Annotated in this window: 24 protein-coding genes, 1 pseudogene, 1 riboswitch and 1 other annotated feature; of the genes and pseudogenes, 15 read left to right on the forward strand and 10 right to left on the reverse strand. The window is 40.7% G+C overall.

The features are described from left to right. Positions 1-11 precede the first annotated feature (11 nt). From ABC374_RS01525 to ABC374_RS01540, 4 genes are all read right to left on the reverse strand, one after another. Complete coding sequence (locus ABC374_RS01525) at positions 12-383, reverse strand: ArsR/SmtB family transcription factor (RefSeq protein WP_350301220.1); 372 nt, start codon at positions 381-383, stop codon at positions 12-14. After that, positions 384-812 carry an SRPBCC family protein gene (locus tag ABC374_RS01530; RefSeq protein WP_350302780.1) on the reverse strand — a complete coding sequence of 143 codons (429 nt, stop codon included), beginning with the start codon at positions 810-812 and terminating at the stop codon, positions 384-386. A gap of 119 nt (positions 813-931) precedes the next feature. Next, positions 932-1,375, reverse strand: coding sequence for a DUF6376 family protein (locus ABC374_RS01535; protein WP_413015430.1), 444 nt, complete (start codon positions 1,373-1,375; stop codon positions 932-934). Positions 1,376-1,409: 34 nt separating this feature from the next. Then, a complete protein-coding gene (locus ABC374_RS01540; RefSeq protein WP_350301222.1) occupies positions 1,410-2,015 on the reverse strand; it encodes a protein kinase family protein in 606 nt (201 codons plus the stop codon). Positions 2,016-2,602: 587 nt separating this feature from the next. On the opposite strand from ABC374_RS01540, the gene ABC374_RS01545 reads away from it, so the two are divergent. Further along, the gene (locus ABC374_RS01545) at positions 2,603-5,695 is read left to right on the forward strand and encodes an SH3 domain-containing protein (RefSeq protein ID WP_413015432.1); all 3,093 of its coding nucleotides are present in this window, start codon (positions 2,603-2,605) and stop codon (positions 5,693-5,695) included. A 48-nt stretch (positions 5,696-5,743) separates the two neighbouring features. Here ABC374_RS01545 and ABC374_RS01550 read toward each other — a convergent pair whose 3' ends face one another. Continuing rightward, positions 5,744-6,175, reverse strand: a complete 432-nt coding sequence (locus ABC374_RS01550; RefSeq protein ID WP_413015434.1) for an Rrf2 family transcriptional regulator — start codon at positions 6,173-6,175, stop codon at positions 5,744-5,746. A 312-nt stretch (positions 6,176-6,487) separates the two neighbouring features. On the opposite strand from ABC374_RS01550, the gene ABC374_RS01555 reads away from it, so the two are divergent. The 6 genes from ABC374_RS01555 to galE all read left to right on the forward strand — a co-directional run bounded on the left by ABC374_RS01555 (position 6,488) and on the right by galE (position 12,867). Further along, positions 6,488-7,177, forward strand: coding sequence for a DsbA family protein (locus ABC374_RS01555; protein ID WP_350301225.1), 690 nt, complete (start codon positions 6,488-6,490; stop codon positions 7,175-7,177). A gap of 2 nt (positions 7,178-7,179) precedes the next feature. After that, the gene (locus tag ABC374_RS01560) at positions 7,180-7,590 is read left to right on the forward strand and encodes a disulfide oxidoreductase (RefSeq protein ID WP_413015436.1); all 411 of its coding nucleotides are present in this window, start codon (positions 7,180-7,182) and stop codon (positions 7,588-7,590) included. Positions 7,591-7,857: 267 nt separating this feature from the next. Further along, positions 7,858-8,499, forward strand: a complete 642-nt coding sequence (locus ABC374_RS01565) for an NAD(P)-dependent oxidoreductase (RefSeq protein WP_350301227.1) — start codon at positions 7,858-7,860, stop codon at positions 8,497-8,499. Positions 8,500-8,698: 199 nt separating this feature from the next. Next, the gene (locus tag ABC374_RS01570; protein WP_413015438.1) at positions 8,699-10,441 is read left to right on the forward strand and encodes a phospho-sugar mutase; all 1,743 of its coding nucleotides are present in this window, start codon (positions 8,699-8,701) and stop codon (positions 10,439-10,441) included. Positions 10,442-10,795: 354 nt separating this feature from the next. Then, positions 10,796-11,683, forward strand: a complete 888-nt coding sequence (gene galU / locus ABC374_RS01575) for a UTP--glucose-1-phosphate uridylyltransferase GalU (RefSeq protein ID WP_350301229.1) — start codon at positions 10,796-10,798, stop codon at positions 11,681-11,683. Between the two features lie 212 nt (positions 11,684-11,895). Continuing rightward, positions 11,896-12,867, forward strand: coding sequence for a UDP-glucose 4-epimerase GalE (gene galE, locus ABC374_RS01580; protein ID WP_350301230.1), 972 nt, complete (start codon positions 11,896-11,898; stop codon positions 12,865-12,867). 305 nt (positions 12,868-13,172) lie between these two features. Here the strand turns inward: galE and ABC374_RS01585 are convergent, their stop codons facing one another. Then, a complete protein-coding gene (locus tag ABC374_RS01585; protein WP_413015441.1) occupies positions 13,173-13,997 on the reverse strand; it encodes an ATP-grasp domain-containing protein in 825 nt (274 codons plus the stop codon). Positions 13,998-14,061: 64 nt separating this feature from the next. Further along, positions 14,062-14,283, reverse strand: a binding site (T-box leader). Between the two features lie 146 nt (positions 14,284-14,429). On the opposite strand from ABC374_RS01585, the pseudogene ABC374_RS01590 reads away from it, so the two are divergent. Further along, positions 14,430-15,322 (forward strand): annotated as a pseudogene (locus ABC374_RS01590) (PhzF family phenazine biosynthesis protein). A 225-nt stretch (positions 15,323-15,547) separates the two neighbouring features. Here the strand turns inward: ABC374_RS01590 and ABC374_RS01595 are convergent. Next, a complete protein-coding gene (locus ABC374_RS01595) occupies positions 15,548-15,820 on the reverse strand; it encodes a pentapeptide repeat-containing protein (RefSeq protein WP_413015443.1) in 273 nt (90 codons plus the stop codon). A gap of 111 nt (positions 15,821-15,931) precedes the next feature. Here ABC374_RS01595 and ABC374_RS01600 point away from each other — a divergent pair, with 111 nt between their 5' ends. The 3 genes from ABC374_RS01600 (at position 15,932) to ABC374_RS01610 (ending at position 18,850) form a co-directional block, all read left to right on the forward strand. Beyond that, positions 15,932-16,552, forward strand: coding sequence for a class I SAM-dependent methyltransferase (locus tag ABC374_RS01600; RefSeq protein WP_413020230.1), 621 nt, complete (start codon positions 15,932-15,934; stop codon positions 16,550-16,552). Between the two features lie 394 nt (positions 16,553-16,946). Further along, complete coding sequence (locus tag ABC374_RS01605) at positions 16,947-17,648, forward strand: class I SAM-dependent methyltransferase (protein ID WP_413015445.1); 702 nt, start codon at positions 16,947-16,949, stop codon at positions 17,646-17,648. Positions 17,649-18,016: 368 nt separating this feature from the next. Continuing rightward, entirely contained in the window at positions 18,017-18,850 is an 834-nt protein-coding gene (locus ABC374_RS01610; protein ID WP_350301235.1) for an STAS domain-containing protein, read from the forward strand. 134 nt (positions 18,851-18,984) lie between these two features. On the opposite strand, the gene ABC374_RS01615 is transcribed toward ABC374_RS01610, so the two are convergent. Further along, entirely contained in the window at positions 18,985-19,641 is a 657-nt protein-coding gene (locus tag ABC374_RS01615; protein ID WP_034310793.1) for a potassium channel family protein, read from the reverse strand. Between the two features lie 23 nt (positions 19,642-19,664). Then, positions 19,665-20,996, reverse strand: coding sequence for a TrkH family potassium uptake protein (locus tag ABC374_RS01620; protein WP_413015448.1), 1,332 nt, complete (start codon positions 20,994-20,996; stop codon positions 19,665-19,667). A gap of 174 nt (positions 20,997-21,170) precedes the next feature. Further along, positions 21,171-21,313: riboswitch (cyclic di-AMP (ydaO/yuaA leader) on the reverse strand. Between the two features lie 329 nt (positions 21,314-21,642). On the opposite strand from ABC374_RS01620, the gene ABC374_RS01625 reads away from it, so the two are divergent. Together ABC374_RS01625 and ABC374_RS01630 are read left to right on the forward strand one after the other, a co-directional pair. Then, on the forward strand, positions 21,643-21,834 hold the full coding sequence (locus ABC374_RS01625; protein ID WP_063236327.1) for a hypothetical protein: 192 nt from the start codon (positions 21,643-21,645) through the stop codon (positions 21,832-21,834). Between the two features lie 334 nt (positions 21,835-22,168). After that, the gene (locus ABC374_RS01630) at positions 22,169-23,428 is read left to right on the forward strand and encodes an MFS transporter (protein WP_413015450.1); all 1,260 of its coding nucleotides are present in this window, start codon (positions 22,169-22,171) and stop codon (positions 23,426-23,428) included. A gap of 45 nt (positions 23,429-23,473) precedes the next feature. On the opposite strand, the gene ABC374_RS01635 is transcribed toward ABC374_RS01630, so the two are convergent. Beyond that, on the reverse strand, positions 23,474-24,073 hold the full coding sequence (locus tag ABC374_RS01635) for a TetR/AcrR family transcriptional regulator (RefSeq protein ID WP_413015452.1): 600 nt from the start codon (positions 24,071-24,073) through the stop codon (positions 23,474-23,476). Positions 24,074-24,190: 117 nt separating this feature from the next. On the opposite strand from ABC374_RS01635, the gene ABC374_RS01640 reads away from it, so the two are divergent. Both ABC374_RS01640 and ABC374_RS01645 read left to right on the forward strand, forming a co-directional pair. Further along, complete coding sequence (locus ABC374_RS01640; RefSeq protein WP_413015454.1) at positions 24,191-24,916, forward strand: ABC transporter ATP-binding protein; 726 nt, start codon at positions 24,191-24,193, stop codon at positions 24,914-24,916. After that, positions 24,913-25,929, forward strand: a complete 1,017-nt coding sequence (locus ABC374_RS01645) for an ABC transporter permease (RefSeq protein ID WP_413015456.1) — start codon at positions 24,913-24,915, stop codon at positions 25,927-25,929. The genes ABC374_RS01640 and ABC374_RS01645 overlap by 4 nt, the downstream gene beginning before the upstream one ends. Positions 25,930-25,967 lie beyond the last annotated feature (38 nt).

A 25,967-nucleotide genomic window follows, 5' to 3' on the forward strand; every position in this document is an offset into this window, starting at 1 on the left:
GTTTTTCTTCATTATGATGGTTCATTCGTGTCCTTTTCTTTTTCGATGACTTTCAATCCATTTTCCCCTGAATTTTCAATCGCATGTTTAAGGATGGATAATTTGTTATCCCAGAATCGATCGTAAAAAGAAAGCCACTGTTTCAATTCAGCTAAAGGTTCCGGCTGAAGCCGAAAGCGTTTCTCTCTTCCTACCTTCCGGCCACTGACCAATTCAGCTTCAGAAAGGATATGAAGGTGCTTGGCAATCGCTGTACGGCTCATGGAAAAGTGAGAAGTGATTTCTGAAATGGGTAAATCCCCTTCAGCAAGCAATTGCAGGACCTTTCGGCGGGTCGGGTCGGCGATAGCCTGAAATACATCATGTTTTTCTGCTGCAGACACTTAGCCCTCAACAGCCTTTTTAAGACCTTGATTAACGATTTGTTCCCAGCCATGATTCATTCTATCGCGAATCACTGAGCTTTTTTCGTTCGGTTTCGGAAGAATCGTATCAGGCTCTTTCCAACCGCCATGAATAAGGGTGAACTCCGTTTTGCCATCCACTTCTTTTAAAATGAAGGAAATGAACCAACCGTCCGTATCCCAACTGAATGAAAGGCGATGAGGAGCATCTAACTCCATTACCTTACAAGGAGATGGACCGAAGGGGGATTGCACATGGAACTCATGTCCCACTTTCGGTTGAAAATCATTTGGCATGAACCATGAAGCTATGCCCTCTGCAGTGGAAACTGTATCCCAAACTTTTTGGATAGGTGCTTCAAGAATAACCGTCTTCTTGATATCCTGTAATGTATTTTCCATAATGATACTCCTTTTTAAGTGAAAATGTGAAACCAATTGGTTTTGCTTTGTTGATTATATAAAACCTTTTGGTTTCATGTCAATAATTTGTTTCAGGCGAATCCTTTTTATTCATTGCATGATGCTTAATTTCCCAACTCTTCAATTTGTTTTGCCAATCCCGTTATATTATCGATTGATTTCATTATCTCTGAATCTTCCAATGCCTTAGGATCAATTTGGCCCTTTTCAATATTATTCAGATATAATTCAATTCCATCTGAAAGCTGTTGATTTGAGCTGACGATCTTCTCATGGATGCCTTCAGCGATTTGGGGTGGTTCAGTTGCATTGAATTCTTCAATTTCCGTTTTCATCAATTCCAGTTCCTTTTCAAGATTTGCTCTTACTTCGGCATTCGTGACGGCGTCCTGTGACATTGCGGGAACCTCATTGGAAAAATCCTTAACGGTATTTACATACTCCGTCGCATTATCTGCATACTCCAATGATGAATTGACTTCTTCTAAAGCTGAGCATCCGCTTAATGTAAGGATGGACAGCAGAGCAATGGTCATTATTTTTTTCATATGTGCCTCCAATGTGATTTTTTTATAGTAAGGATCAGATGGGCAGAAATCTCTTTTTATAAATCGCTGCAATGGAATTCAGTATGAAGCTTGGAATCTTCTTTGGAAAAAATGACTTCGAATAGAAAAGGTGAAAGGCACTTTTCAAGTCGTGCCACTGATTGCAGGATTTCACTTGCTTAAACCTTGCAACGTCAATGATCTTCACCTTTTTTTCGGAAGTGATGAAGATGTTTCGTAAATGGATATCCGAAGGGTTCAATCCCTCTTTCCTTGCCAATTGCAGGGCATGGTCTATCTCCGCAATGTTTTCTTCCGTTATCGGGATTCCCAATGTTAAACATTCAAAAAGAGTGTTGCCTTCAATGTGATCTATAACCAGGTAATTTACCCCCGCATCATATAGGGTTGGATAGTAATCGATGGATTGGACGGTTTTGTATATTTCAGCTTCAACTTTAGCTGTGTGTGTATGATCCGGGAAAAACACTTTTAGTGCCTTATTGGTGGAATGTATCCGGAATACATATGCGCTGCGGCCTTTTCCGATTAGTGATAAAGATGGGTCGGCATCAAGCAATATATGCTTTTTATCATCGGAAATCTTAACGCTTTTAGCTAATTCATTATAGTTCTGCATACTTTTCACCTCTATTGTGCAATTTTTCGAATCAAAAAAGACGGTATAACCGATTATTGGTTATACCGTCTTTTAAAAATTAAAAGACCTCACCAAATAATCGGCAAGGTCTTGCAAACAACTAAAATCAGTTGCCAATAAAGCCGAGGATTCAATCCTGTACTGACGACTTTATTGTATAGCTACTCCCCTTAACAGAAGGATTCTTATAAGTTATATACAGTAATTATATAGGTTATTGCCTCTATCCGTCAAATATAAGGATTGGTGCTTACCCTATATATATATTCGATTTAGGCAGAAAGATGCTCGTCTCATCCTTATTAATTTGAGTGGTAAGTAATTATATCAATATACTTTATATTCATCATTTGTTTGTCGCACAAGCTTCATTGCGAATATTTCTATTTAATTACTTAAATTTCTATTAGTTTACTATTATGTTACAATCTGCTTCATCTCCATATAGATCAAATGGAATATGATATATTTTAGATGAATAAGTATATTTACCTATATTATTATACTGATTTTAACCGATATTTAAATAAATGTTAAAAATATAATTCTTTAGTAGGGAGAATGAGATGAAGAAATTAATTATACCAACTTTCTGTTTTGCGGTGTTGTCGACAGTTGCTTTCGAAGAAAAAATATCTGCAGCTCCACTACATGCGGAACAGGCCAAAACTGAAGACGTCATGTTTGTACAGGTAAATTCTGGATCGCTCAATATGAGAAAAACCGGGGCGGAAGGTGCAAGCATAGTTGCAAAGCTGGCAAATGGCACACAGGTAACGGTGTATTCGGAATCCAAAGGCTGGGCGAAAATCAAAGCCAATGGGAAAGAAGGATATGTCAGTACCAAGTATTTATCGGCAACAAAGCCAGGGACTTTAACGAAAACTGCAGTAACCATTAAAACGACAACAAAATATGTGAATGTAAGTACAGGTTCACTTAATATGCGAAAAAGCGGCAGTGATAGTGCCAGCATTGTCACGAAACTGACAAGGGGCACACAGGTGACTGTGTATTCGGAATCCAAAGGCTGGGCGAAGATCAAAGCCAATGGAAAAGAAGGATATGTCAGTTCCAAGTATCTCTCGGCAACGAAGCCTGGAGAGGTAAATAAAGCTGCGGCGACCGTTAAAACGACAACAAAATATGTGAATGTGAGCACAGGTTCACTAAATATGCGGAAAAATGGGACAGATAGTGCCAGCATAGTCGCGAAGCTGACAAGAGGTGCACAGGTAACGGTGTATTCGGAATCCAAAGGCTGGGCGAAAATCAAGGCCAATGGAAAAGAAGGATACGTCAATACTAAATATCTCTCGGCAACGAAGCCTGGAACGGTAACCAAAGCTGCGGCAACGGTTAAAACGACAACGAAATATGTGAATGTGAGTAAGGGTTCACTTAATATGCGAAAAAGTGGAAAAGCTACCGCAAGCATTGTTGCCATACTTTCAAAAGGGACGAAAGTGACGGTATATTCGGAATCCAATGGATGGGCGAAAATCAAGGCCAATGGAAAAGAAGGATATGTGAGTACCAAATATCTGTCTGCTTCAAAGCCGGGATCGGGATCAACGGTAGCCACACCTGCCAAAACGACGACGAAATATGTGAATGTAAGCACGGGTTCACTCAATATGCGAAAAAGTGGAAAAGCTACCGCAAGCATAGTCGCCATACTTTCAAAAGGAACGAAAGTGACGGTGTATTCGGAATCCAATGGATGGGCGAAAGTCAAAGCCAATGGAAAGGACGGATATGTCAACACCAAATATCTATCTGTTTCAAAGCCAGGATCGGGATCTTCGGCCGTAACGCCTGAAAAAACGACGACGAAATATGTAAACGTAAGCTCTGGAACTCTCAATATGAGAAAAAGCGGATCGGAAAGCGCGAGCATAGTCGCGAAGCTTTCAAAAGGAACGAAAGTGACGGTTTATTCGGAATCCAAAGGTTGGGCCAAGATCAAAGCAAATGGAAAAGACGGGCATGTCAGTGCGAAATATCTATCGACAACAAAACCATCAACGGCCGTAACACCTGAAAAAACGACGACGAAATATGTAAACGTAAGCTCTGGCACACTCAATATGAGAAAAAGCGGGTCGGAAAGCGCGAGCATAGTCGCAAAGCTGTCAAAAGGAACAGAAGTGACGGTGTATTCGGAATCCAAAGGTTGGGCGAAAATCAAGGCCAATGGGAAGGATGGGTATGTTAGTACTGACTATCTTTCGACGACAAAGCCTGGAATGGAATCCAAACCATCCATACCTGAAAAAACGACAACGAAATATGTAAATGTCAGCACGGGTTCACTGAATATGCGGAATAAGCCGTCAGAAAGTGCTTCCGTCATTGTGAAATTGGCAAGGGGTGTAGAGGTAGAAGTCATCTCGGAATCAAATGGCTGGTCAAAAGTTAAAGCGTATGGCGGAGAGGGTTATGTCAATACGCAATATCTATCAGCAACGAAGCCTGGTCCTTTACCGGGGCTGAATCCAGACGAAGAAGGAAACACGTCAGTTAAATATGTAAATGTGAATGATGGATCCAGTCTGAATATGCGATCTGCTGCATCAGCTTCCGCTTCAATTATAGCCAAGCTTGTGAACAATACGGCCGTAACGGTTTATTCAGAGTCTAATGGTTGGTCAAGAGTCACGGCCAATGGAAAAACCGGATATGTCAGTACGCAATATTTAACGGCCAAAGCACCGGAAGGTCCGGGTAGTTCAAATGGATCGATAATCAGGATTGATAAAGAGTATAATCTTACGATGGAAAAGATGGTTGAAATTCAAATGGCCGTAAATGGTCAAACGGATAAAAAGTATAAAACCTACATACGTGAAGATGGATTAACTTTGATCAATTCAACAAAAGGTACGGTTAAAGGAACCGGATGGCGTGTCAGGGGCGGAGCTGGTTCTAATTATTGGGTAGTCGGTCCTGTCAGCAATAACCAATCATTGAATATTAAATCGAAAGTAAAGGGCTCTGATGGATACTATTGGTATGAGGTGGACTATAACAAGACATGGGTAAATGCCAGTCCGGAAGATATAAAATATAATCTTAACCCAAATAATTTTGTAAATGATCCAGTCAATTCATTCCAATTCGTCAAGCTTTCCCAAGTCACCAACATGAACGTTTCAGAAGTTAATAATAGAATCCTTTCAGGAAAAGGGATTTTACAAGGCCAAGCTGCAACCTTCACTGCGGCAGGGGAAAAATATGGGGTCAATGAAATCTACCTGATATCACATGCTTTGCTGGAGACCGGGAATGGCACATCACCGTTAGCGACTGGCGTAAAGGTAAACGGGAAAACGGTCTATAATATGTATGGAGTGGGAGCATTTGACGGAACGGCGCTAAGCAGCGGCGCTCAATACGCCTATAATGCAGGCTGGTTCACTCCGGAAGCGGCCATCATAGGCGGTGCAGAATTCATCGCCAAAGGATATATATCCTCTGGACAGGACACGCTTTACAAAATGAGATGGAATCCTACAGCTGCAGAGAAATATGGATATGCTTCACACCAGTATGCCACTGATATTGGCTGGGCAACAAAACAAGTGAAACAGATTTATAATTTGTATAGTTTACTAGATTCCTATAAATTGACAATTGAAGTTCCTAAGTATAAATAAGAAAACAGGAAAAAACACATGAGTCCGACTCATGTGTTTTTTTGCTAATTAGTTTTTATCCTTTTCCAGAATACCTCTGACGACATCCTCGATCGTCACCACTCCCAATGCCTTTTCCAAGGCAAGTTCAGCAACTGAAAAGATGGGCTCTATTGTATCTTGTATATTTCTTCCAACAGTGCATGCTGGATTAGGATTTTCATGGATTCCAAATAATTCTTTATCGGAGACAATGTTGACAGCCTGATAAACATCGAGCAAAGTGATATCCGATAATTCCTTGGCCAATGTTGCTCCTGCGATACCCGGCCGAACATTCACTAAACCAGCATTCTTCAGCATGCCGGTGATTTTTCTGATTAAGGCTGGGTTGGTGTTTACACTTTTTGCAATGAAATCAGAAGTGTTAACACCTTCTTTATTTATTTCTAAAAGAGATAATATATGGATTCCTACGGAAAAGCGGGTACTGATGGACATCTCTTTTTTCTCTCCTTTAAAATCTCTATTCTTATATAGTATAAATTATTTAACATGTAATTCAAGTGGTTACAAGTTATAATGGCCTGCAAGAATAATATTTATCCATGATCCGTTTCCTTGTCAAGTCACGCCGTTTCTGCAAAGGCGAAAATAAAAGGTATGTGTAATTGACAAACCAGATGGTGAATCTTATATTATAACGTGTAAATGAATCAGTTACAGGTGAAAGGTGCAGGAAGGGGGAACTGAATTCGGCCGCTATGGCTGGATAAGAAATATCGGCACAACAACAAGTGATGGAGGTATATGATGGCTAATAAAAAAAAGGGTAATCAAAAGCAATCTTCTGCATTCACGTTTTGGATCATCGGGTTAATCGCTGTAATCATTATTGGCTTTATATTTTTAGCAAATGGGAAAGACGAAGATACAGCCGTTAATGAAATCGATTATAAATCACAGCCTTATTTGGGAGAAAAATCAGCTCCTGTCCAAATAGTGGAATTTGGGGATTATAAATGTCCAGTATGTAAGACATTCGAGGAGCAATTCTTCCCTTCTATACAAAGTGAATTGATTGATACAGGAAAAGCGCAATTTTATTTCATGAATTATTCGTTCATTAACGTCGATTCAACCAGATCTGCTAAATTCGCGGAAAGTGTTTATCAGGAATTAGGAAATGAGACCTTTTGGAAATTTCATGAGCTTTTGTTCGAAAAGCAGCCAGCTGACCTGAAATATGAAAAGGAAGATGTCTTTACAGACAAATTCTTAGAAGAAACATTGAAAGAAATCGCAAATGACAAAGATGTGAAAAAAGTCGTTACCTCCTTTAAAGCCAAAAAGTCCGAGGACCAATGGAACAAGGATATGGAGCTGGCCGACGAATTGGGCGTTACTGGAACTCCTTCCTTATTTGTCAATGGCAAGAAGTTTGAAGGAAATACAATCGATGATTTAGTGAAAATGGTTGATGATGCAGCGAAGGAGAAATAGTGATGAACAAGCCACTATTATTTTCTTGGATCCTGTCCATCATCGCCACTGCTGGAAGTCTCTACTTTAGTGAGATTCTCCATTATGTACCCTGTACCTTTTGTTGGTATCAAAGGATCCTGATGTACCCGCTCGTTATCTTATTGGGCCGGGCCTTTTATGAACAGGACCTGAAAATCTATCGATACATCCTCCCATTATCGATTTTGGGCATGTTGGTGTCAGGGTATCACTATAGTCTGCAAAAAATTCCAGCACTACAGCATTTCGAAATGTGCCAAAGCGGTGTTCCCTGCTCAGGTGAGTATATAAATTGGCTAGGATTCATCACGATCCCGTTTTTGGCCTTTATCGCTTTTACGCTCATCACAATCTGCATGGCACTGCTAATGAAAAAGATAAAAAGCATGTAATTAAGCGCGCACCATTCTAATAGGAATGGTGCTTTTTTATATATATCAGATGAAAAATCCGGATATATCTCCGAAATCTGCAATATATCTGCGAAAATCCGTATATATCTTCGAAAATTGCAATATATCGACGAAAACTCCAATATATCTACAAAAATCCTCAAAATAAAAAATGTTGACAAGATAATACCTGTAACTTATATTATTACATGTAATAAATTTAGTTACAATCGAAGTTTCTAAAACAATATATAGGAGGAATTTAATATGAAAATCGGTATTATTGGTGCGAGCGGTAAAGCTGGAAGTCTGATTTTAAAGGAAGCATTGACTAGGGGACATGAAGTTACGGCCATTGTCAGGGATGAAGCTAAAGTCCAAATTCAAGGAGCATCCGTACTGGAAAAAGACGTATTCGATCTGAAAGCAGAGGACATTAAAGAATTCGATGTGGTAGTGAATGCCTTTGGCGCTGCTCCGGGGAAAGAACATCTGCATGTCGATGCAGGAAAAATCCTGATTGACGCAATGAAAGGGGCGCCTCAAACTAGACTGATCGTTGTTGGCGGAGCTGGAAGCCTTTTCGTTGACGAGGCAAAAACGGTCCGTGTACTGGATACGCCTGAGTTCCCTAAAGAATACTTTGCAACAGCCTTTAATCAATCAAAGAACCTTGGAGATCTGCAAAATGCGACTGGCATCCAATGGACGTTCATCAGTCCTTCCGCCTTCTTTGATCCGCAAGGAAATAGAACAGGCGGGTATAAACTGGGTAAAGATAACCTTCTTGTAAACTCAAAGGGTGAAAGCTATGTAAGTTATGCCGATTTTGCCCTTGCCGCACTTGATGAAATTGAAATTCCAAAGCACATCAACCAACGCTTTACCGTTGTTGCCGAAGCTGAATAATTAAGTGGACGTCGCTCCTTGTGGTGACGTCCATTTTTTCGACCTATTATGTATAACGAATTTAATATTGACTGATGTCCATTTATTGCAGATAATATAGCGAGAAAGTCCTATAGAGGCTTTTTTTTATTAATTTGTATTGTTAGTTTTTAGTAGAAAAATCTAGATTTCCCAACAAAGAAAGAAGGACTATGCGAAGATGAATTGGAAATGTTCTTACGACTCATGGGTGAATTTCGAAGCCCTTGATAATGAAATGAAATCATTACTTAACGAGATGCAAGATGATGAAAAAAATATAGAAGATGCGTTTTATAAAAACCTGGAATTCGGCACAGGCGGTATGCGCGGGGAAATTGGGGCAGGTACGAATAGGATGAATCTATATACAGTCCGTAAAGCAACTTTGGGATTAGCCCATTATCTGCAATCGATGGGTGATGAAGCAAAACGCAGAGGTGTCGCGATTGCTTACGATTCACGTTTTAAATCGCCTGAATTTGCCTTGGAAGCAGCCAAGACCCTGGCTACAGAAGGAATCAAGGCTTATCTATTTGATGAGTTAAGACCAACGCCGGAGTTATCCTTTGCCGTTCGTGAACTGAATGCATATGCTGGGATCGTTATTACAGCAAGTCATAATCCCCCTGAATATAATGGCTATAAAGTGTACGGGCCAGATGGCGCACAGCTTCCACCGGCAACGGCTGATGTAGTGATAGAATTCGTGAATGCGATTGAAAACGAACTTGCCATTTCGGTTAAAGATGAAGAGACATTGAAAGCGCAAGGCCTAATTGAGATTATCGGAGAGGAAATCGATACCGCATATAATGATAAATTGCTTACTGTGCCCGAAAACAAAGATTTAAGTGAAGAAGTGGATGTGACAGTTGTATTCACACCTCTTCATGGCACGGCAAATAAGTCTGTCAGACGTGCTTTACAAGATCTGGGATACGACAAGGTACACGTTGTAAAAGAGCAGGAATTGCCTGATCCCAATTTTTCGACAGTTCAATCCCCGAACCCGGAAGAGCATGCAGCTTTTGAAATGGCCATTGAATTAGGAAATGAAGTATCGGCAGACCTTTTGATCGCAACAGATCCGGATGCAGATCGACTCGGTATTGCCGTTAAAAATAAAGATGGCGAATATGTGGTGCTTACAGGTAATCAGACAGGTGCACTAATATTGGATTATCTTTTAAAAGAAAAGAAAGCGAAAGGCACTTTACCTCCCAATGGAGTTGTCTTAAAAACGATAGTAACTTCTGAAATCGGGCGCAGAATCGCTAAGGAATACGGTTTAGGGACCGTTGATGTATTAACGGGTTTTAAATTCATCGCTGAAAAGATCAATGAATATGAGGATAGCGGCAAGCACACGTTCTTATTCGGATATGAAGAAAGTTATGGCTATTTAATCAAGGATTTTGCCCGTGACAAAGATGCGATCCAAGCGGCCGTTCTTGCGGTGGAGGTTTGTGCCCACTATAAAAAACAGGGCATGGATCTATATGAAGGATTGCTTAGCATCTTTGAAAAGTACGGATATTATCTGGAGGGACTTCAGTCATTGACCTTAAAGGGGATTGAAGGCGCCGGGCAGATTCAAGGGATACTGAATCAGTTCCGTGAGGCTCCTCCAAAGCAAATTGCCAAAAATGCTGTAATGGTGCAGGAGGATTATCAAAGCGGTGTGAGACTGACGGTGGGCACCAATAAGGAAGAAGTCATCGATTTACCTAAATCAAATGTAATCAAGTACTTCCTTGAGGACGGCACATGGGTATGCTTGCGGCCATCTGGTACTGAACCTAAAATCAAATTCTATTTCGGGATCCAAGGTGAAACGATGGAAGAAGCCGAGCTGAAATTGAAGCAGGTCATGAATGATTTCATGGAAAAAATAAATGGAATGATCAATAGTGCTAAATAAATAAGTCTTTGGACCTGCCAATCATATAAGTAAGAAAAATAAGGCCTTTCCCTGAAATATCGGGGAAAGGCATTTACTTTAATCCATTAAGCGATCAAGAGGATGACGGTCAGCCAGTTGGAATCCTGTCTTTAAAGTTGTGGATGGTCAAATTTCCAGCCAATAAAGTAAAAAATTGACTTAATAAGTTTTGAATCTTGAAGAAATTGGTATATAATAAATGCATATGAAAGTATTGAATATACTAACATTTTAACAAAAAACCAGACTATGTTACTATGAATATGGTGATTAAGAAAACTTGTAATTATTAGGATTTTAATTATTAAGTTGATATGGAGGAGTTACAAGAGAATGAAAAAAGTAAAAAAGGCCATAATACCTGCAGCGGGATTGGGAACCAGATTTTTGCCTGCTACGAAGGCAATGCCAAAAGAAATGCTGCCAATAGTGGACAAACCAACTATTCAATATATTATAGAAGAGGCCGTTAAGTCGGGAATCGAAGATATAATCATTGTCACAGGAAAGAATAAACGAGCGATAGAAGATCATTTTGATAATGCGTACGAGCTTGAGAACAACTTGAGGGAAAAAGGGAAATTCGATTTATTGGAGAAGGTGCAATACCCATCCAATTTAGCTAATATCCACTACATTAGGCAAAAAGAGCCAAAAGGCCTTGGACATGCCGTTTGGTGTGCACGTAACTTTATTGGTGATGAGCCATTTGCCGTCCTTTTAGGCGATGATATCGTAGAAAGCGATGTGCCTTCCCTACGTCAATTAATGAATGAGTATGATGCGACAGGTTCGTCCATCATTGGAGTGCAGCCAGTCAATGAGAACGAAACACATAGATATGGCATAATTGACCCGCTTACGCAAGAGGGCAGAAGATACGAAGTGAATAGTTTCGTTGAAAAACCGAAACAAGGAACGGCCCCATCCAATTTAGCCATCATGGGTAGATATATATTAACCCCGGAAATATTCGATTTCCTAGCCAAGCAGGAAACAGGGGCTGGCGGTGAAATCCAGTTGACGGATGCCATCCAGAATTTGAATGAAATCCAAAAAGTCTTCGCTTACGATTTTGAAGGGAAACGCTATGATGTCGGAGTTGTCGATGGCTTTGTGAAAACGACAATTGAATTTGCCCTGCAACGTCCTGATTTAAGAGACGACATTATAGAAGTAATGGAAAATATCATCAAAGAGCATAAGGCAGGTATCAAATAACCCATTTTAAATAGGGTCCCTATGATAATATTCCCTTTAGGTAGAAAGTGTACTAAAATCACCAACAATTGTGGGTGGTACATGACTATTTAGAGGGGATTATTATGCCTGAAAAAGGACTGAATTCCGATCCAAGGATACGTCCAAAGCTTTTAGGAGCCGGACGTTGGTTGGGGAACCTTATAACGTGATGAAGATAGGGGAAATTCTATATGATTTTGGTCGTTGGCGGTGCAGGATATATTGGAAGTCATCTTGTAAAAGAGTTAGTGAATACTGAAGAGGTTGTCATTCTGGATAATCTCTCAACCGGTTTTCGTTCGCTGGTCGATTCGAAGGCCGTCTTGGTGGAAGGAAACTTAGGGGACGAAGCGGTTTTGAATGAAATATTCCTTAAGTATCCCATTAAAGCTGTTATGCACTTTGCCGCTAATAGCTTGGTGGGGGAGTCTGTTCAAGATCCTTATAAATACTATGATAATAATGTTGGTGCAACTCTTACATTATTGAATACCATGCTCAAGCATGATGTTAAGAATTTCATTTTCTCATCAACGGCAGCTACGTACGGGATACCAAATGTTGATATGATTGATGAAGATCAGCCAACCAATCCGATTAATCCATATGGCCGCTCGAAATTGATGGTTGAGCAGATCTTAGGGGACTTTGCAAATGCGTATGGACTTCATTATGTCGTCTTGCGTTACTTTAATGCGGCTGGAGCGCATGCGTCGGCAGAAATCGGTGAAAGTCATGAACCGGAAACACACCTGATTCCTATTATTTTACAGCATTTATTAGGACAACGTGAGAAAATTTCAGTGTTTGGAACGGACTACGACACAGAAGATGGCACATGCATTCGTGACTATATCCATGTAACGGATTTAGCCCAAGCTCATATAATCGCCCTTCAAGCCCTATTATCCGGGAAGAAGGATACGGCCACCTACAATCTTGGGAATGGAAAAGGATTTTCGGTTAAGGATGTAATCGACACTTGTGAAAAAGTCACAGGAGTGAAACCGACCATAGAGTATGCAGACCGTCGCCCTGGAGATCCAGCGCGTCTGGTTGCTTCGGCAAATAAGATATATGAAGAGCTTGGATGGAAAGCATCGATAGATTTGGAAGAAATCATTGAAAGTGCATGGAAATGGCATAAATCTCAAATGAATTAGTGGTCCCTTGGGACTCGGTAGACTGTAGACAAACTCGAAGAAAAGCGAGTTTGCCTGCAGTTTTTTTATTTAAAGGAAGTTACAGTAAAAAAACATGTAGTATAACCAAGTCTTGTTTTAAAATCCTGGTACGCACTTTATTCGACCGTTCCCGCCAGTTATTCGACCTACCGCGCACTTTATTCTGCCGTTCCCGCCAGTTATTCGACCTACCGCGCACTTTATTCGACCTACCGCGCACTTTATTCGACCGTTCGCGCACTTTATTCAACCTACACCAAACTTTATTCTGCCGTCCACGAATTCTAAGCTTGCAGAGCTTTTTGGATTGATTTTTTCATGGCTTCTACAAAATTGTGACGTGTTTCATTCGTTAATTCCAGCAGGGACAGATAGGGGTTTAAATCCTCCAGTTCTACTAATAAAAGTTCACCTTGCTCATTCCGGCAGGCATCAACTCGTTGGATGCCCCAATCAAGATTGTTCCATTCTATAAATCGTTTAGCAAAAGCCAGGTCTGCTTCAGTAGGGGCATATTCTTTTAATTCCCATCTTTTCTCTTTATCAGGCGCATAAAGGGCGTACTGAAATTCCTTATCGATAAAATAAAAAGAGACTTCATACTCAAAGTTGATAAATGGCTGTACCAATGTGTTCTTTGATTCCAAATCCATTTTATCTCCCAGTTCTTCTTTCGTGGCAAATTCCAAACCGATGGAATCCGCGCCATCTTTCGGCTTCACTATATACGTTTCCACATTAGGAAGTTTATTTAAAGATTCAAGTGTATCGATGGTCGGAATGACAGGGAATTGGGCATTCGTCAGTTCGATTAAGTATTCCTTCCCGTTCATATCAGCCTTTCCAACAAATGAATTGTACGTTTTCAAACAACCGGCAGCCACTCTATTACGGAATGCTAGATACTTATCTTTAAAATTGGCTACTGGACCGGCATTTCGAAAGACGATCAAGTCAAAATCCTTTTCAAACGTTTCAATGTCTTCAGGATGGCAAAGTACTAACTGAAAATCTTCTCTAAGCTTCGAAGTAAGGAACAAATCCTCCTCATAATAATTTCTTCCTTTTGCTTCATAGTATAAATCCGTTACGAATAATAGTGTCTGCATGACTCCTGCACCTGCTTTCCCGTTATTTTCATTGAATAGGTTAAAAACAAAAAATCCCGTCTCATTAAGAGACGAGATTTGAACTCGCGGCACCACTCTTGTTTAATGACAAACGCACATTAATGCGTTGTCCCATTTAACGGGGGAAACCGGAAAAGCTTACTGAGGCTTCGGCTTTACTTCTCGGGGATGATCTTCGGTTATATTCTGGACACTGGCTTTCAGCAAAGCACCAGCTCTCTTTGGAACAGAACGACAACGTACTCCTTCCCTTCATGGAATTTTACATTTGATGAATTTGAGTAATTGTATAATATTCAGAAAATAAAATCAATGGTTGTTTCACTTAATATAGGACGAAAAAGGGATATTGAAAGAGATATAGAATTACTATTCAAGAGAAGCGCCATCATTTAATAGGAGATGTTAGATTTGAAAATGGTAAGGGTTTTTCATTACGTTGCGTTCAGCAGTAAACCGAATAAAGGAAATCCGGCAGGTGTGGTTTTAGATGCGGATGGACTGACAGAAAAGGAAATGCAGGAAATAGCGGAGAAGGTGGGGTTCAATGAAACCTCTTTTCCGATGGATTCCGATATTGCCGATCTTAGAATCCGTTATTTTACACCGGGACATGAAATGAATCTTTGCGGACACGCGACAATGGCTACCATCCATGCACTGAAGACCAGGGGATTATTGGATAAAGATGAGCTGATGATTGAAACAGGAGCGGGAATATTGCCAATCAAGATTCATACCACGACGGATCAAGATATATATATTACGATGAAAAGCAGGCCGCGCCTCAGTTTGAAGCGTTTAACGGAGATAAGGGTGGCTTAGCCAGTTCCCTCGGCCTGGATATAGAAGATCTTGAAAGTGAATTACCTATTGTTTATGGAAGTACAGGTTTATGGACTTTACTGGTTCCGGTAAAAGAAAGAAGTTCATTTAAAAGGATGAAGGCGAACAATAGCATGTTTTCGCAATTATTAAAGGAAATGCCAAGAGCATCCGTTCATCCCTTTTGCCTGGAAACGTACGATAGTGACGCCCATATGCATGCCCGGCATTTTTCCTCGCCATTTTCAGGTACGCTTGAAGACCCGGTTACAGGAACGGCTTCAGGTGTAATGGGTGCTTATTATGCAAAATACATAAAGGATGGTCTTGAAGATGAAGTGCACCTGTTAATCGAACAAGGACATGAAATCGGAAAGGATGGCAGAGTTCGCGTTTCGGCTACCCAAAACGATGGCACATATGATATTGAAATCACGGGGAATGCTGTCTACGTTAAAGAATTTGAAGTGGAAGTCTAAAGGTCAGGCTGGGAGGATGGGCGGTTGAATGGTAAGCAAATCTGAGAAAGGTATATGAATATATAAAAACCCTGTGCTAAGACGTTGTATGTCTTAGCACAGGGTTCGTGTAGATCATTCTCCCATTTCATTCCTTTTTAAACGACTGCAGTCAGAAACACGGTCTCGCAAATGATTGAGGTGGATGCGACAATCGCCGTCCTTTAGATGAGGGTCACGTTTTTTTTATAAATGCTGTTCTTGAAATAAATTTGCACTTTTAAATAAGGTGCCAGTTAAATTGGCGTTTTCAAAGATGCGATTATCTAAGTTACTGCTTTTAAATGTGCTGTTCGTCAGGTCGGAATGGCTGAAGTCAGAACGGCTTAAATCGCAGGAATTAAACTTCCCATCATGCACCGAAACCGAGCGGAAGTCGGAATCCAATAAGCGATGCCTGGAATAGTCCATGTTTATCGCCTGCTCAAGCACATTGTATTGTAGGTTGAGTGTTTCCATTAGCTCTGATACCTCCCCAATCGAATCAACAGTCTAATTTACCAGATATAATATCCGCTTGGAATGGATTTATCATGCTTCATGGAAGTAGTATGTAAGGGGGTGGGGATGTTGAATAATTCGTGGAATAAAGTGATTTATAAATTTTGGTCGCCAATTTATGACAAAATCTTCAACTCTCCTCTCTTTTTAGATGCCAGGAAAAGAATGTTTGAAGAGATGGATTTTCATGATGATGCAAAGGTTCTGTTTGTGGGCGTAGGTACGGGGGCCGATTTGGAGCTGATCAAGAACCTTGACCTTGAGATAACGGCGATAGACCTGTCAGCCGATATGCTAAAAAAAGCGATGGGGAAATTTGATGATGCATCGATCAATTTCCTCGAGATGGATGCACAGCATATGGAATTCGATAACGAAGCGTTTGACTATATAGTGGGAAGTTTGGTTCTTTCCGTCGTACCTGATGCCAATGAATGCCTTCGGGAAATGATCAGAGTTTTAAAAGGGGATGGAAAAATAATACTATTCGACAAGTTTATTTCTAAAGATGAAGTGCCTTCACTACCCAAAAAGCTTCTGAGGCCTATCATTCGATTTTTAGGAACGGATATTGGCTTGAGGTTTGAAGACTTGTTAAGTAGACATGTTAAGAATATGAAAATTGAAGAAGATCGACCAATCATGCTGAATGGAATGTATAGAAAGATAATCATCAGTAAACGGATGTGACAGGAAGGTGGCGGAGGGATGTTTCAGAAGTGGATTGGGAGTCGGATTCAAAGACATCAGGATACATCATAGAGCTGAGTTTTGTTGTTTGGAAGCTAAACTTGATTTGCTGTAAAGAGCATGTAATATTTGACATGCTTATATAAAACCCATGTCCTTTCTAACATGGATAATGAGCCGATCATCGGGTTATTTAGTAAGAATGTAACATACTATCAGAAGGCTGTTCGAACGCATCTTTGATACCTTTAAATTCCAGTGATCATCATATAATCAACAAGTCCAATTGTGTCTGAACATTCTATGTCACTCATTTTTGATGCAGCTGTTACATAGGCACAGGCCGAAATCAGTATAATTAAATGGTTGGATACAATGGGAAGAGGTGATGGTTTTGTCCGAGACGATAACAACCTATGAAGATCTATTGAATATGCTCGACTCGTTATTGCGTGAGCCAACTGGATTCTGGAATGGTTTTTATGAAGACCGCTCCAAAGGGGTTCCCTTTTTCGAAAATTTCCCTGATGAAAATTTGGTTGCATATTTTGATGGTGGGTTAATCCGGCCAGGAAAGGTTCTTGAGCTTGGGTGCGGACCTGGGAGAAATGCCATTTACCTTGCTCAAAAGGGCTTTACCGTCGATGCGGTGGATCTTTCAAAGGAAGCCCTTGAATGGGGGAAAGAACGATCGGCAGAAAAGAAAGTGCACGTGAACTTCATTCAAAGGAATATATTTGATTTGGACATTGAGGAAGGGCAATATGACTTCGTCTTTGATTCAGGTTGTTTTCACCATATTGCTCCACATAGAAGGATCAATTATTTGGAGATGGTGAAAAAGGCGTTAAGGCCTAAGGGATTGTATTCGATTACTTGTTTTGTCGAGGGCGGCATATTGGGTGGTGCCGATATTTCGGATTGGGAAGTATATAGGCAAAGAAGCCTTAAAGGCGGATTAGGTTTTACGGAAGAAAAACTCAGAAAGATATTCAAGGATTTTGAAGTGGTGGAAATACGTAAAATGAGGAAAATGGAACAATCGGATGAAACCTTTGGGGTGCAAGGTTTATGGACGGCTTTATTTATGAAATGAGAAGGCGAAAGGGTTTTAAACGGAGGATCTGGGATCAGGTCCTATTTGCGTGGAAATTGTTAACAAAAAATAAAAATGGTAAACTATAACAATACAATAGAATTTTAGGAACGTAGATTTACCAGAATGATAGATGAAGGCTTTTGCTGATCTTTTTTTTAAAAAAAACAGTGGTTGCATGGTTTCAAAAACAGCTGGGAAGGTATATGGAAAGAGGGGCAATTGGGCATCAGAGCATAAGATTTTAAGTATGGAAGAGGTTATCTTCGATGCTTACTTTGTTGATAATATTTCAATACCCTGACAATGCCGTTTTCAGCGTTAGATTTATCGATTGCTTTTTATAAAAAACTAAATAGGAGGAGTTTATGCACGTAAATAAAGAATTATATTCCTTTTTATTGGGTGTGGCAGCACAACTGACTGAGGATTGGTACGCATCATTGAATAAAAGTGATAAGGCGGGTGTTTATAGTTCATCCGATCCCAAAGTGATTAAAAAACTTAAGCAGCAAAATAATGAATTCCATTTACGTTTCTTTCAGGTCTTTGATACAGAGGAGAGGGAATTCTTTAAGCAGCTTGGTGATTGGATTGAAGATATCGGTCAGGATGAGCAGCATTTAAACACACCCATCTATTTTATATTGAGGGAGTTTTTCCGAACGCAAGAGCAATACCTGGATTATATTGACCGGTTTGTGAAATTGCATGGAGATCAATATACACAGGAGGAAATAAACTCCTGGTATCGGATAGTGGTGAAGGTGTTCAGTGAAGTGATGGAGAGGTTTACGGAAGCCAATCATAGATATGCCAATAAAATTATGAAAGCCCAACAGGCAACGATCGATGAATTGAGCACGCCCATCATTTCGCTAAAAGATAACACGGCATTGCTTCCCCTGATAGGCGATATTGACACGGCGAGGGGCATGTCCTTGCTTGAAATCACATTACAAAAGTGCGCTGAAAAAAATGTCACCAGACTTTTCATTGACCTATCTGGCGTTCATGCGATAGACAGCGGATCCGCACACCAGCTGTCTCAATTGATTGAATCCTTACATTTGATCGGAATTCAAACAACCCTTTCAGGACTTCGGCCGGAAATCGCCATGACTGCCGTTAAGCTTCAACTGCCTTTTGATAAAGTGACGATAAAGTCCACTCTTGCCCAAGCGATCAGTACGATAAAATAATACATACATATCCAGGGCACGGGGATGCTCGTTATGAATTTCATCGAGAAGACCTCCATATGGCGGTCTTCTCGTAGTATTAGCATTCAAAATAGGTATCGGGCTACATAAAGCAAGAGCCGGAACCTGCCGGATTATTCAATATTGGCAAAGACGGCCAGATCTTCTTTATTGCCAACCACTAAAAGCATATCTTTTTCATGGATATCCTGATCCGGTGAGGGTGCAATGATAATTTCTCCATTACTCACGATGGCAATGACGCTGATATTATATTTTGCCCGTAAATCAAGCTCCCTGAGGCTTTTTCCCTTCATGCTCATGGGGAGGATGATTTCCTCGATATTGTATTCTTTAGAGAGCTCTATATAGTTCAGCATGTTAGGGGAAAGGAGCTGATTCGCGACCCGTTCCCCCATATCCCTCTCAGGATAGATGACCCAGTCGGCACCGACTTTTGTGAGCACCTGACCGTGATTTTTATTAAGTGCTTTGGCAATGACCTTTTTGATCCCAAGCTCTTTTAAAAGCAAGGTAGTTAAAATGCTCGATTGCATGTCATTTCCGATGGCTACGATGACACAATCGAAATTACGGATTCCGATTGCTTTCAATGTCTCTTCTTCAGTCGTGTCCGCCATGACCGCATGGGTAACGTTCAGTTCCGCATTCTCGACTCTTTCCTCGTTGACATCAATACCCAAAACCTCTTGACCGGCCGTATATAATCTATGGGCCACACTGGTTCCAAATCTGCCTAAACCTATCACGGCGTATTGTCGTTTTCCCATCTTTTACACTCCTCCATTCATTATTAACCAATCATGATTTTCCCTTTTGGCCGGCGGAACGGATCTGGCTTGCGCCTCATGGCGATAGCAAAGGCCAAAGTCAAAGGACCCACCCGGCCTGCAAACATCGTGAAAATGATGAGCATCCGGCCAACCGGTGATAATTCTGGGGTCAAACCCATTGAAAGTCCCACGGTGGCGAAAGCTGAAGTGGCTTCGAACAAAATCATCAAGAAGTCAGTTCCGCTTTCAGTGATGGTCAGCAGAATGGAGATGATTGAAACCACGAATACACCAATGAATGTGACGGATAATGCTTTAAAAATCGTTTCACTCACGATGCGGTGGCGGAACAATACCACATCACCCTTACCTTTGATCTGTGACCAAACCGTTCCGACAAGCGTCGCCAATGTAGTCGTTTTAATCCCGCCGCCAGTCGATCCGGGTGATGCCCCAACGAACATCAAGAAAATGATGAGCAGTAATGTAGGCTGAGTTAAATCAGGGATATTCAGCGTGTTGGAGCCTGCCGTCCGTGGTGATACCGATTGAAATAAAGACGACAGCGTTTTACCCATGAAAGATAAAGGCTGCAATGTCTTTGGGTTATCAAACTCGAATAAAAAGATTAAAACCGCTCCGGCAATCGTAAGGGTCAAGCTAGTCGTCAGAACTATCTTCGTATGTACGGATAAACGATGTGTATTCCGATATTCGTATATTTCATTCATCACGATAAAGCCTATCCCGCCAAACGTGATGAGGAAGGCGACGGTAAGGGTTACGAATGGATCCGATACATAAGGGGTCAAACTCCTGAATTCCCCCATTAAATCAAATCCGGCATTATTGAAATTCGAGATGGAATGAAAAACACCGTAATAGATCGCCTTGCCGATTGGCATGTCAAAAGAAAAGCGAATCGATAAAATAAGTGCACCCATGCCCTCAATGATGGCCGTGAAAATTAAAAGCCGTTTCACTAATCTGACTACACCCGCCATGGATAGATTATTTAAGGACTCCTGCAGAACTAACCTGCCTTTTAAAGAAATCTTTTTGCCTAATAATAAAAAGAAAAACGTCGCAAATGTCATGAACCCTAAGCCGCCTACCTGAATCAATGTTAGGATGACCAACTCACCAAAAGTGGTGAAGGTCGATCCCGTATCCACTACGACCAGTCCTGTTACACATGTAGCTGAAGTCGAGGTGAATAAAGCATCCAGAAAAGAAAGACCATTGCCATTTTCTGTGGAAATCGGCAGGGTCAATAAATAGGCCCCAATAAGTATCAGGATGGCAAAGCCGAGTACAAGTATTTTTGGCGGATCCAATAAAATTTTTGTCATTCTCAAATGATCATCCCTACCCATAAAAAAATTGTGTAAAACTGTATGACATTTCAATCATCAATCTGCTTTTCGAATCTTTTTAAAGGCATAATAAAAAGACCTGCGAAAACATCGAATAGCTGTATTGCCACAAAAAGCGTGCAAAAAAGCTCCCGAAATAGGCGGTCTTATGACCTCCTTCGCTTTAGCCGACGAAGTTAGCTGACGGGTAGGATGGCGAAAGAGCTGATCTCATCCCTTCTGCAAGGCAGAATTAACCCCAAATGATTGGGTCCTCCGTACTCATTTTCCATGAGTTTTGGCCGAAATGCATTAAATTGATAAACGTATTCTACTCCCATCATTTAGCAGTTGTAAACCCCTAAATCGTAAAAAAATATTTCTTTAACAAAACTGAAAATTTACGTTTTATTTACATTTAGAAAACGTATTGACAAATATTAGTTAGCACATTATGATAGGTTCGATTAATCCAATTATGATAACCGGCATCGATGTACTTTATTCAATAGTTTCAAACAAAACATGCTATTGCGAATCAAAATTTGTAACATATATATTATGTTTCTTTTGTAAAAGATAAAGGTAAAAGCAGTACATTATTATTTAAATTCAATACATTTTATTAAAAAGGCGGGCAATTATGGAGAAGACGTTCAATAGATATGTTATTAATGCTACAGGCAAGGGTGGCCAAACATATTTAACACAATGCCAGGATAAAGATGCACTTAGGAAATGGATAGCCGATCATGAGGATCAAATCATCATGAATGAGTTAAGGATAACGGATAAGAAAAAGAATCCGTTTTTAAAATTGTTTTCCCTAAGGTAATTCAACTGAATCCAACATTCATTAGCGGTATTCAATTATGTATTCCTGTGTTCTATCCGGAACGCTGAGCGAAAAATCCATATCTTGTTTTGCTTTTAAACTCATTTATTTTGAATGAGTTTTTTTGCGTTATTTACATTATAAAAACATTAATGTTAAAATTTAGTAGTTAAGTAGGCGTAAAGAGGAGAAAAGTAAATGAAATGACCACTTTCCAAAAGAGCCTTTAACGACAGCCGAGGATAGTTAGGGGGGGCACCGCAAATTGATCTCGTCCCGAGACGCATTGCTGGGGGACCGGGTTTTTTATTGTTCGGTCAAAGGGGGAGAAGCGATGAAATTAAGAAATACATTAGTATCTTGGAAATACCCTTCCATTCTTTTGTGCGGAATAGGAATCTCCAACTTTGGTTCTTGGGTTTATTTCATTGCCCTTAATTTAATCGTTCTGGATATGACTGATTCAGCCTTGGCGGTAGCTGGTCTTTATATCGTTAAACCGATGGCTTCCATATTAACGAATGTGTGGGCAGGCAGCGTGATCGACCGGATAAATAAGCGGAATCTGATGGTGGCACTTGACCTATTTCGCACGGTATTCATAGCATTGCTGCCATTGACTTCTTCTATTTGGGTCATCTATTCCCTTGTCTTCGTGGTCAATATGGCAGGGGCCATGTTCGTAACAACATCAAGGTCGTATATTACAAAATTAATTCCCATTGAACAGAGGAAACGATTTAACTCATTACGAAGCTTAATGGATTCTGGAGCTTTTTTGATTGGACCGGCGCTAGCGGGGATCCTTTTCATGATCGGTACGCCCGTTTTAGCGATTTATATTAACGCGGCTGCCTTATTACTATCCGGTATCATCACCCTATTCATGCCTAATCTTGAAAAGGATCATCCCCTTGAACAATCCAGTCATTACCTGTCTTGGACCATCATGAAAAAGGATTGGGGCATCGTCCTGGACTTCAGCCGGAAATCTTCCTACATCATGCTCATTTATTTCTTATTCAGCTGCATGGTGGTGATGGAAACGGCCATCGATTCCCAAGAAGCGGCGTTTGCCAAGGCCGTGCTCCTTTTGTCGGACAGCGATTACGGATTCCTTGTAAGCATCGCCGGGGCAGGCATCATTGCTGGGGCCATAGTCAATGTCGTATTCATCAGTAAAGTGAAAATCTCGCACATGATCGGTCTTGGATTTTTATTTGTCTCGATAGGTTATATGATCTTTGCCTTTTCGAATTCCTTTTCAATGGCCGCCATCGGTTTTTTCATCATTGCCTTTTCATTGGCTTTTGCCAACACCGGCTTTCAAACCTTTTATCAAAATAATATTCCGGTGGACATCATGGGCAGGGTCGGAAGTGTTTTTGGCTTGTTAGAAGCATTATTGATCATCATATCTACCGCAATTGTTGGTGTTTCAGCTCATTTCATTTCGATTCGGTTCGTGGTGATTTCAGGTTCCATGATCATGTTCGCTTTATCAATTTTATTGTCGATGCTTAGTATGAATACCTCCAAAAGGAGGTATTATTCCGTTGGTGATGTAGAGGTAGAAGCTAAGGAAAAGATGTAATCCGATTTAAAGGCATGTTGATGGAACATGCCTTTAATGAATCGTTCATTGGATGAATGTGCGCAATTGGCTGATGAAGTTCAAGATTTGAAAATGGATTTTCGCCATTTCTTCCGCCGTTTGTTCTTCACAGTTCTCTAGCCACTCAGTAATCACCCCTAAAATCGCCGATGTAAGGAAGGCGTGCATATACATGCGGAATGCTTCTTCTTTAGCTGCTGGATGCAGGCTGATCAAACGCTCCAACAGTACTTCACCGAAAACTCGCTTTATTTTTTTCGCAAAAGAAGGATCGCCCTGATCACCAAGAATGGCCCTTAATGCGTGAGCATGTTCACTGATGAATTGAAAAATCGCTATGAAAGGCGGGTAAAGTTGTTGTTGATGAAGAGCCAAAAAAGCCTCTTTCGGCAAAATGGCAGTAATGCGGGTTTGAAGTTCATGTAACAATTCTTGCTGTAAGTGATCCATCAATTCATATTTATCTGTGTAATGCAAATAGAATGTGCCCCGATTAATGTTGGCTCGCTCTGCAATTTTCTTCACTGATACATGTGAGAACCCCTCTGCTTCAATGAGTGCAATAAAATGATGTTGTATCTGCTTTTTCGTCTTTTGTACCATATCCTCATGAATCGATGCCATGGAATGTCTCCTTCACTAAACATTTTTCCAAATGTGTTGATTGTATTAGACCGACTGCTGCCTTAGAATGATGATACACTCAACACCGTGTTAATTAAAGAGGGAGGATGTGTGTGAATGAAAAATGCGATTTCCATTGAAGGAATGGCTAAGGGTTTTCAGCAGAAGAAGGTCATTCAGCCATTGAGCCTGAATATTGAAAAAAGCGGAATTTTTGGATTATTAGGTCCATCCGGATGCGGAAAGACGACCTTGATTAAAATGATTGTCGGATTGATTAAGCCCGATGCGGGTAAAGTCACGGTTCTGGATCATGAAGTGCCAAATGAAGCATTGTTAATGGATGTCGGCTATATGGCACAGTCCGATGCTTTATATACAGAACTGACGGGAGCTGAAAACCTCGAATTTTTTGCGAAGCTATACCGTTTTTCGAAAAAGGAACGAAGGGAACGCATTCAATATGCAGCTGAAATCGTACAGTTGACGAATGATTTGAACGTACGGGTTGCCCATTATTCAGGGGGAATGAAACGCCGTCTGTCACTTGCGGTTGCACTCATCCAAAATCCGGAGATTCTCATTTTGGATGAACCGACAGTAGGAATAGACCCTTTGCTGAAACAATCGATTTGGCAGGAACTTGAGCGTTTAAGAAATGAAGATGATAAGACGATCATCATCACGACGCATGTGATGGATGAAGCGGAACGATGCGATAAACTGGCGATGCTGCGTGAAGGTGAAATCATCGCGGCAGGAACCCCTGCAGCTTTAAAAGCAAAATTTGCCGTAGAAACGCTAGATGATGTTTTTTTAAGGATTGGAGGCAGCATGAAATGAGAATTGCCTCTCTTGTTACTCGTATTACCCAGCAGATGCGCCGGGATCGAAGGACGCTCGCTTTATTTTTCCTGGCTCCATTGCTCATTTTAACGCTCATGTATTTTATTTTCGATACAGAAGCAAGTGATTTGAAAATCGTTGTTACAGGCAGTGATGAAACGATCGTTAAAGCATTGAAAAAAGCGGATTTTCAAGTAACGGCTGCTAAGGAATTCTCACAGGAAAAGATGATTGAAAAGGATACGGATGGCTGGCTGCATGTTGAAAATGGCAAAATGAAACTCACACTATTGAACGACGAACCGACCCGTGCAAAGGCCGTTCAAATGCAAATGATGCAAGGCTTGCAAGGGAATGAAAAAAACACACCTTCCATTGAGGAGCAATATGTTTACGGAGATGCCAACACGAAGGGTTTTGATACCTTCAGTCCGATGCTCGTCAGCTTTTTTGTTTTCTTCTTTGTATTTTTAATAGCGGGGATTGCGCTTTTGAAGGAGCGTACAAGTGGTACGTTGGAACGGCTGCTTGCCACCCCGATTAAAAGATACGAAATCGTAGCGGGCTATGTGATCGGATATGGCTTATTTGCTCTCGTTCAAACGATAATTGTCGTACTATATGCTGTCAATGTGTTGGACATCGTCCTTGTTGGCTCCATTTGGCTCGTTTTACTGACGAATATACTGGTCGCGCTCGTTGCATTATCGCTCGGTACATTACTATCGAGTTTCGCGACATCTGAATTCCAAATGGTACAATTCATTCCGCTGGTCATCGTGCCGCAAGTCTTCTTTACAGGGATTTTCCCATTGGATGGCATGTCAGACTGGCTCCAAAAAATCGGCAAGATCATGCCTCTCTATTACGCATCTGATGCCATGAACGGCATTATGTACAAAGGCTTCACGTTCAATGAGGTCTTACTGGATCTGCTCATTCTCCTGACCTTTGCCATCGTTTTTATCACCATCAATATCATTAGTTTAAAAAAATACCGTGCACTATAGCTCTTTAAAAAAAGCCGGATTCCTGGAACATGAGGAAC

The organism is Peribacillus phoenicis, assembly GCF_047238085.1.
Lineage (GTDB): Bacteria > Bacillota > Bacilli > Bacillales > DSM-1321 > Peribacillus.

Coding starts and splice junctions, on each gene's coding strand:
- ABC374_RS01535 (WP_413015430.1), bottom strand. CDS start 1,375: ATGAAAAAAATAATGACCATTGCTCTGCTGTCCATCCTTACATTAAGC.
- ABC374_RS01540 (WP_350301222.1), bottom strand. CDS start 2,015: ATGCAGAACTATAATGAATTAGCTAAAAGCGTTAAGATTTCCGATGAT.
- ABC374_RS01545 (WP_413015432.1), top strand. CDS start 2,603: ATGAAGAAATTAATTATACCAACTTTCTGTTTTGCGGTGTTGTCGACA.
- ABC374_RS01550 (WP_413015434.1), bottom strand. CDS start 6,175: ATGTCCATCAGTACCCGCTTTTCCGTAGGAATCCATATATTATCTCTT.
- ABC374_RS01555 (WP_350301225.1), top strand. CDS start 6,488: ATGGCTAATAAAAAAAAGGGTAATCAAAAGCAATCTTCTGCATTCACG.
- ABC374_RS01560 (WP_413015436.1), top strand. CDS start 7,180: ATGAACAAGCCACTATTATTTTCTTGGATCCTGTCCATCATCGCCACT.
- ABC374_RS01565 (WP_350301227.1), top strand. CDS start 7,858: ATGAAAATCGGTATTATTGGTGCGAGCGGTAAAGCTGGAAGTCTGATT.
- ABC374_RS01570 (WP_413015438.1), top strand. CDS start 8,699: ATGAATTGGAAATGTTCTTACGACTCATGGGTGAATTTCGAAGCCCTT.
- galU (WP_350301229.1), top strand. CDS start 10,796: ATGAAAAAAGTAAAAAAGGCCATAATACCTGCAGCGGGATTGGGAACC.
- galE (WP_350301230.1), top strand. CDS start 11,896: ATGATTTTGGTCGTTGGCGGTGCAGGATATATTGGAAGTCATCTTGTA.
- ABC374_RS01585 (WP_413015441.1), bottom strand. CDS start 13,997: ATGCAGACACTATTATTCGTAACGGATTTATACTATGAAGCAAAAGGA.
- ABC374_RS01595 (WP_413015443.1), bottom strand. CDS start 15,820: ATGGAAACACTCAACCTACAATACAATGTGCTTGAGCAGGCGATAAAC.
- ABC374_RS01610 (WP_350301235.1), top strand. CDS start 18,017: ATGCACGTAAATAAAGAATTATATTCCTTTTTATTGGGTGTGGCAGCA.
- ABC374_RS01615 (WP_034310793.1), bottom strand. CDS start 19,641: ATGGGAAAACGACAATACGCCGTGATAGGTTTAGGCAGATTTGGAACC.
- ABC374_RS01620 (WP_413015448.1), bottom strand. CDS start 20,996: ATGACAAAAATTTTATTGGATCCGCCAAAAATACTTGTACTCGGCTTT.
- ABC374_RS01625 (WP_063236327.1), top strand. CDS start 21,643: ATGGAGAAGACGTTCAATAGATATGTTATTAATGCTACAGGCAAGGGT.
- ABC374_RS01630 (WP_413015450.1), top strand. CDS start 22,169: ATGAAATTAAGAAATACATTAGTATCTTGGAAATACCCTTCCATTCTT.
- ABC374_RS01635 (WP_413015452.1), bottom strand. CDS start 24,073: ATGGCATCGATTCATGAGGATATGGTACAAAAGACGAAAAAGCAGATA.
- ABC374_RS01640 (WP_413015454.1), top strand. CDS start 24,191: ATGAAAAATGCGATTTCCATTGAAGGAATGGCTAAGGGTTTTCAGCAG.
- ABC374_RS01645 (WP_413015456.1), top strand. CDS start 24,913: ATGAGAATTGCCTCTCTTGTTACTCGTATTACCCAGCAGATGCGCCGG.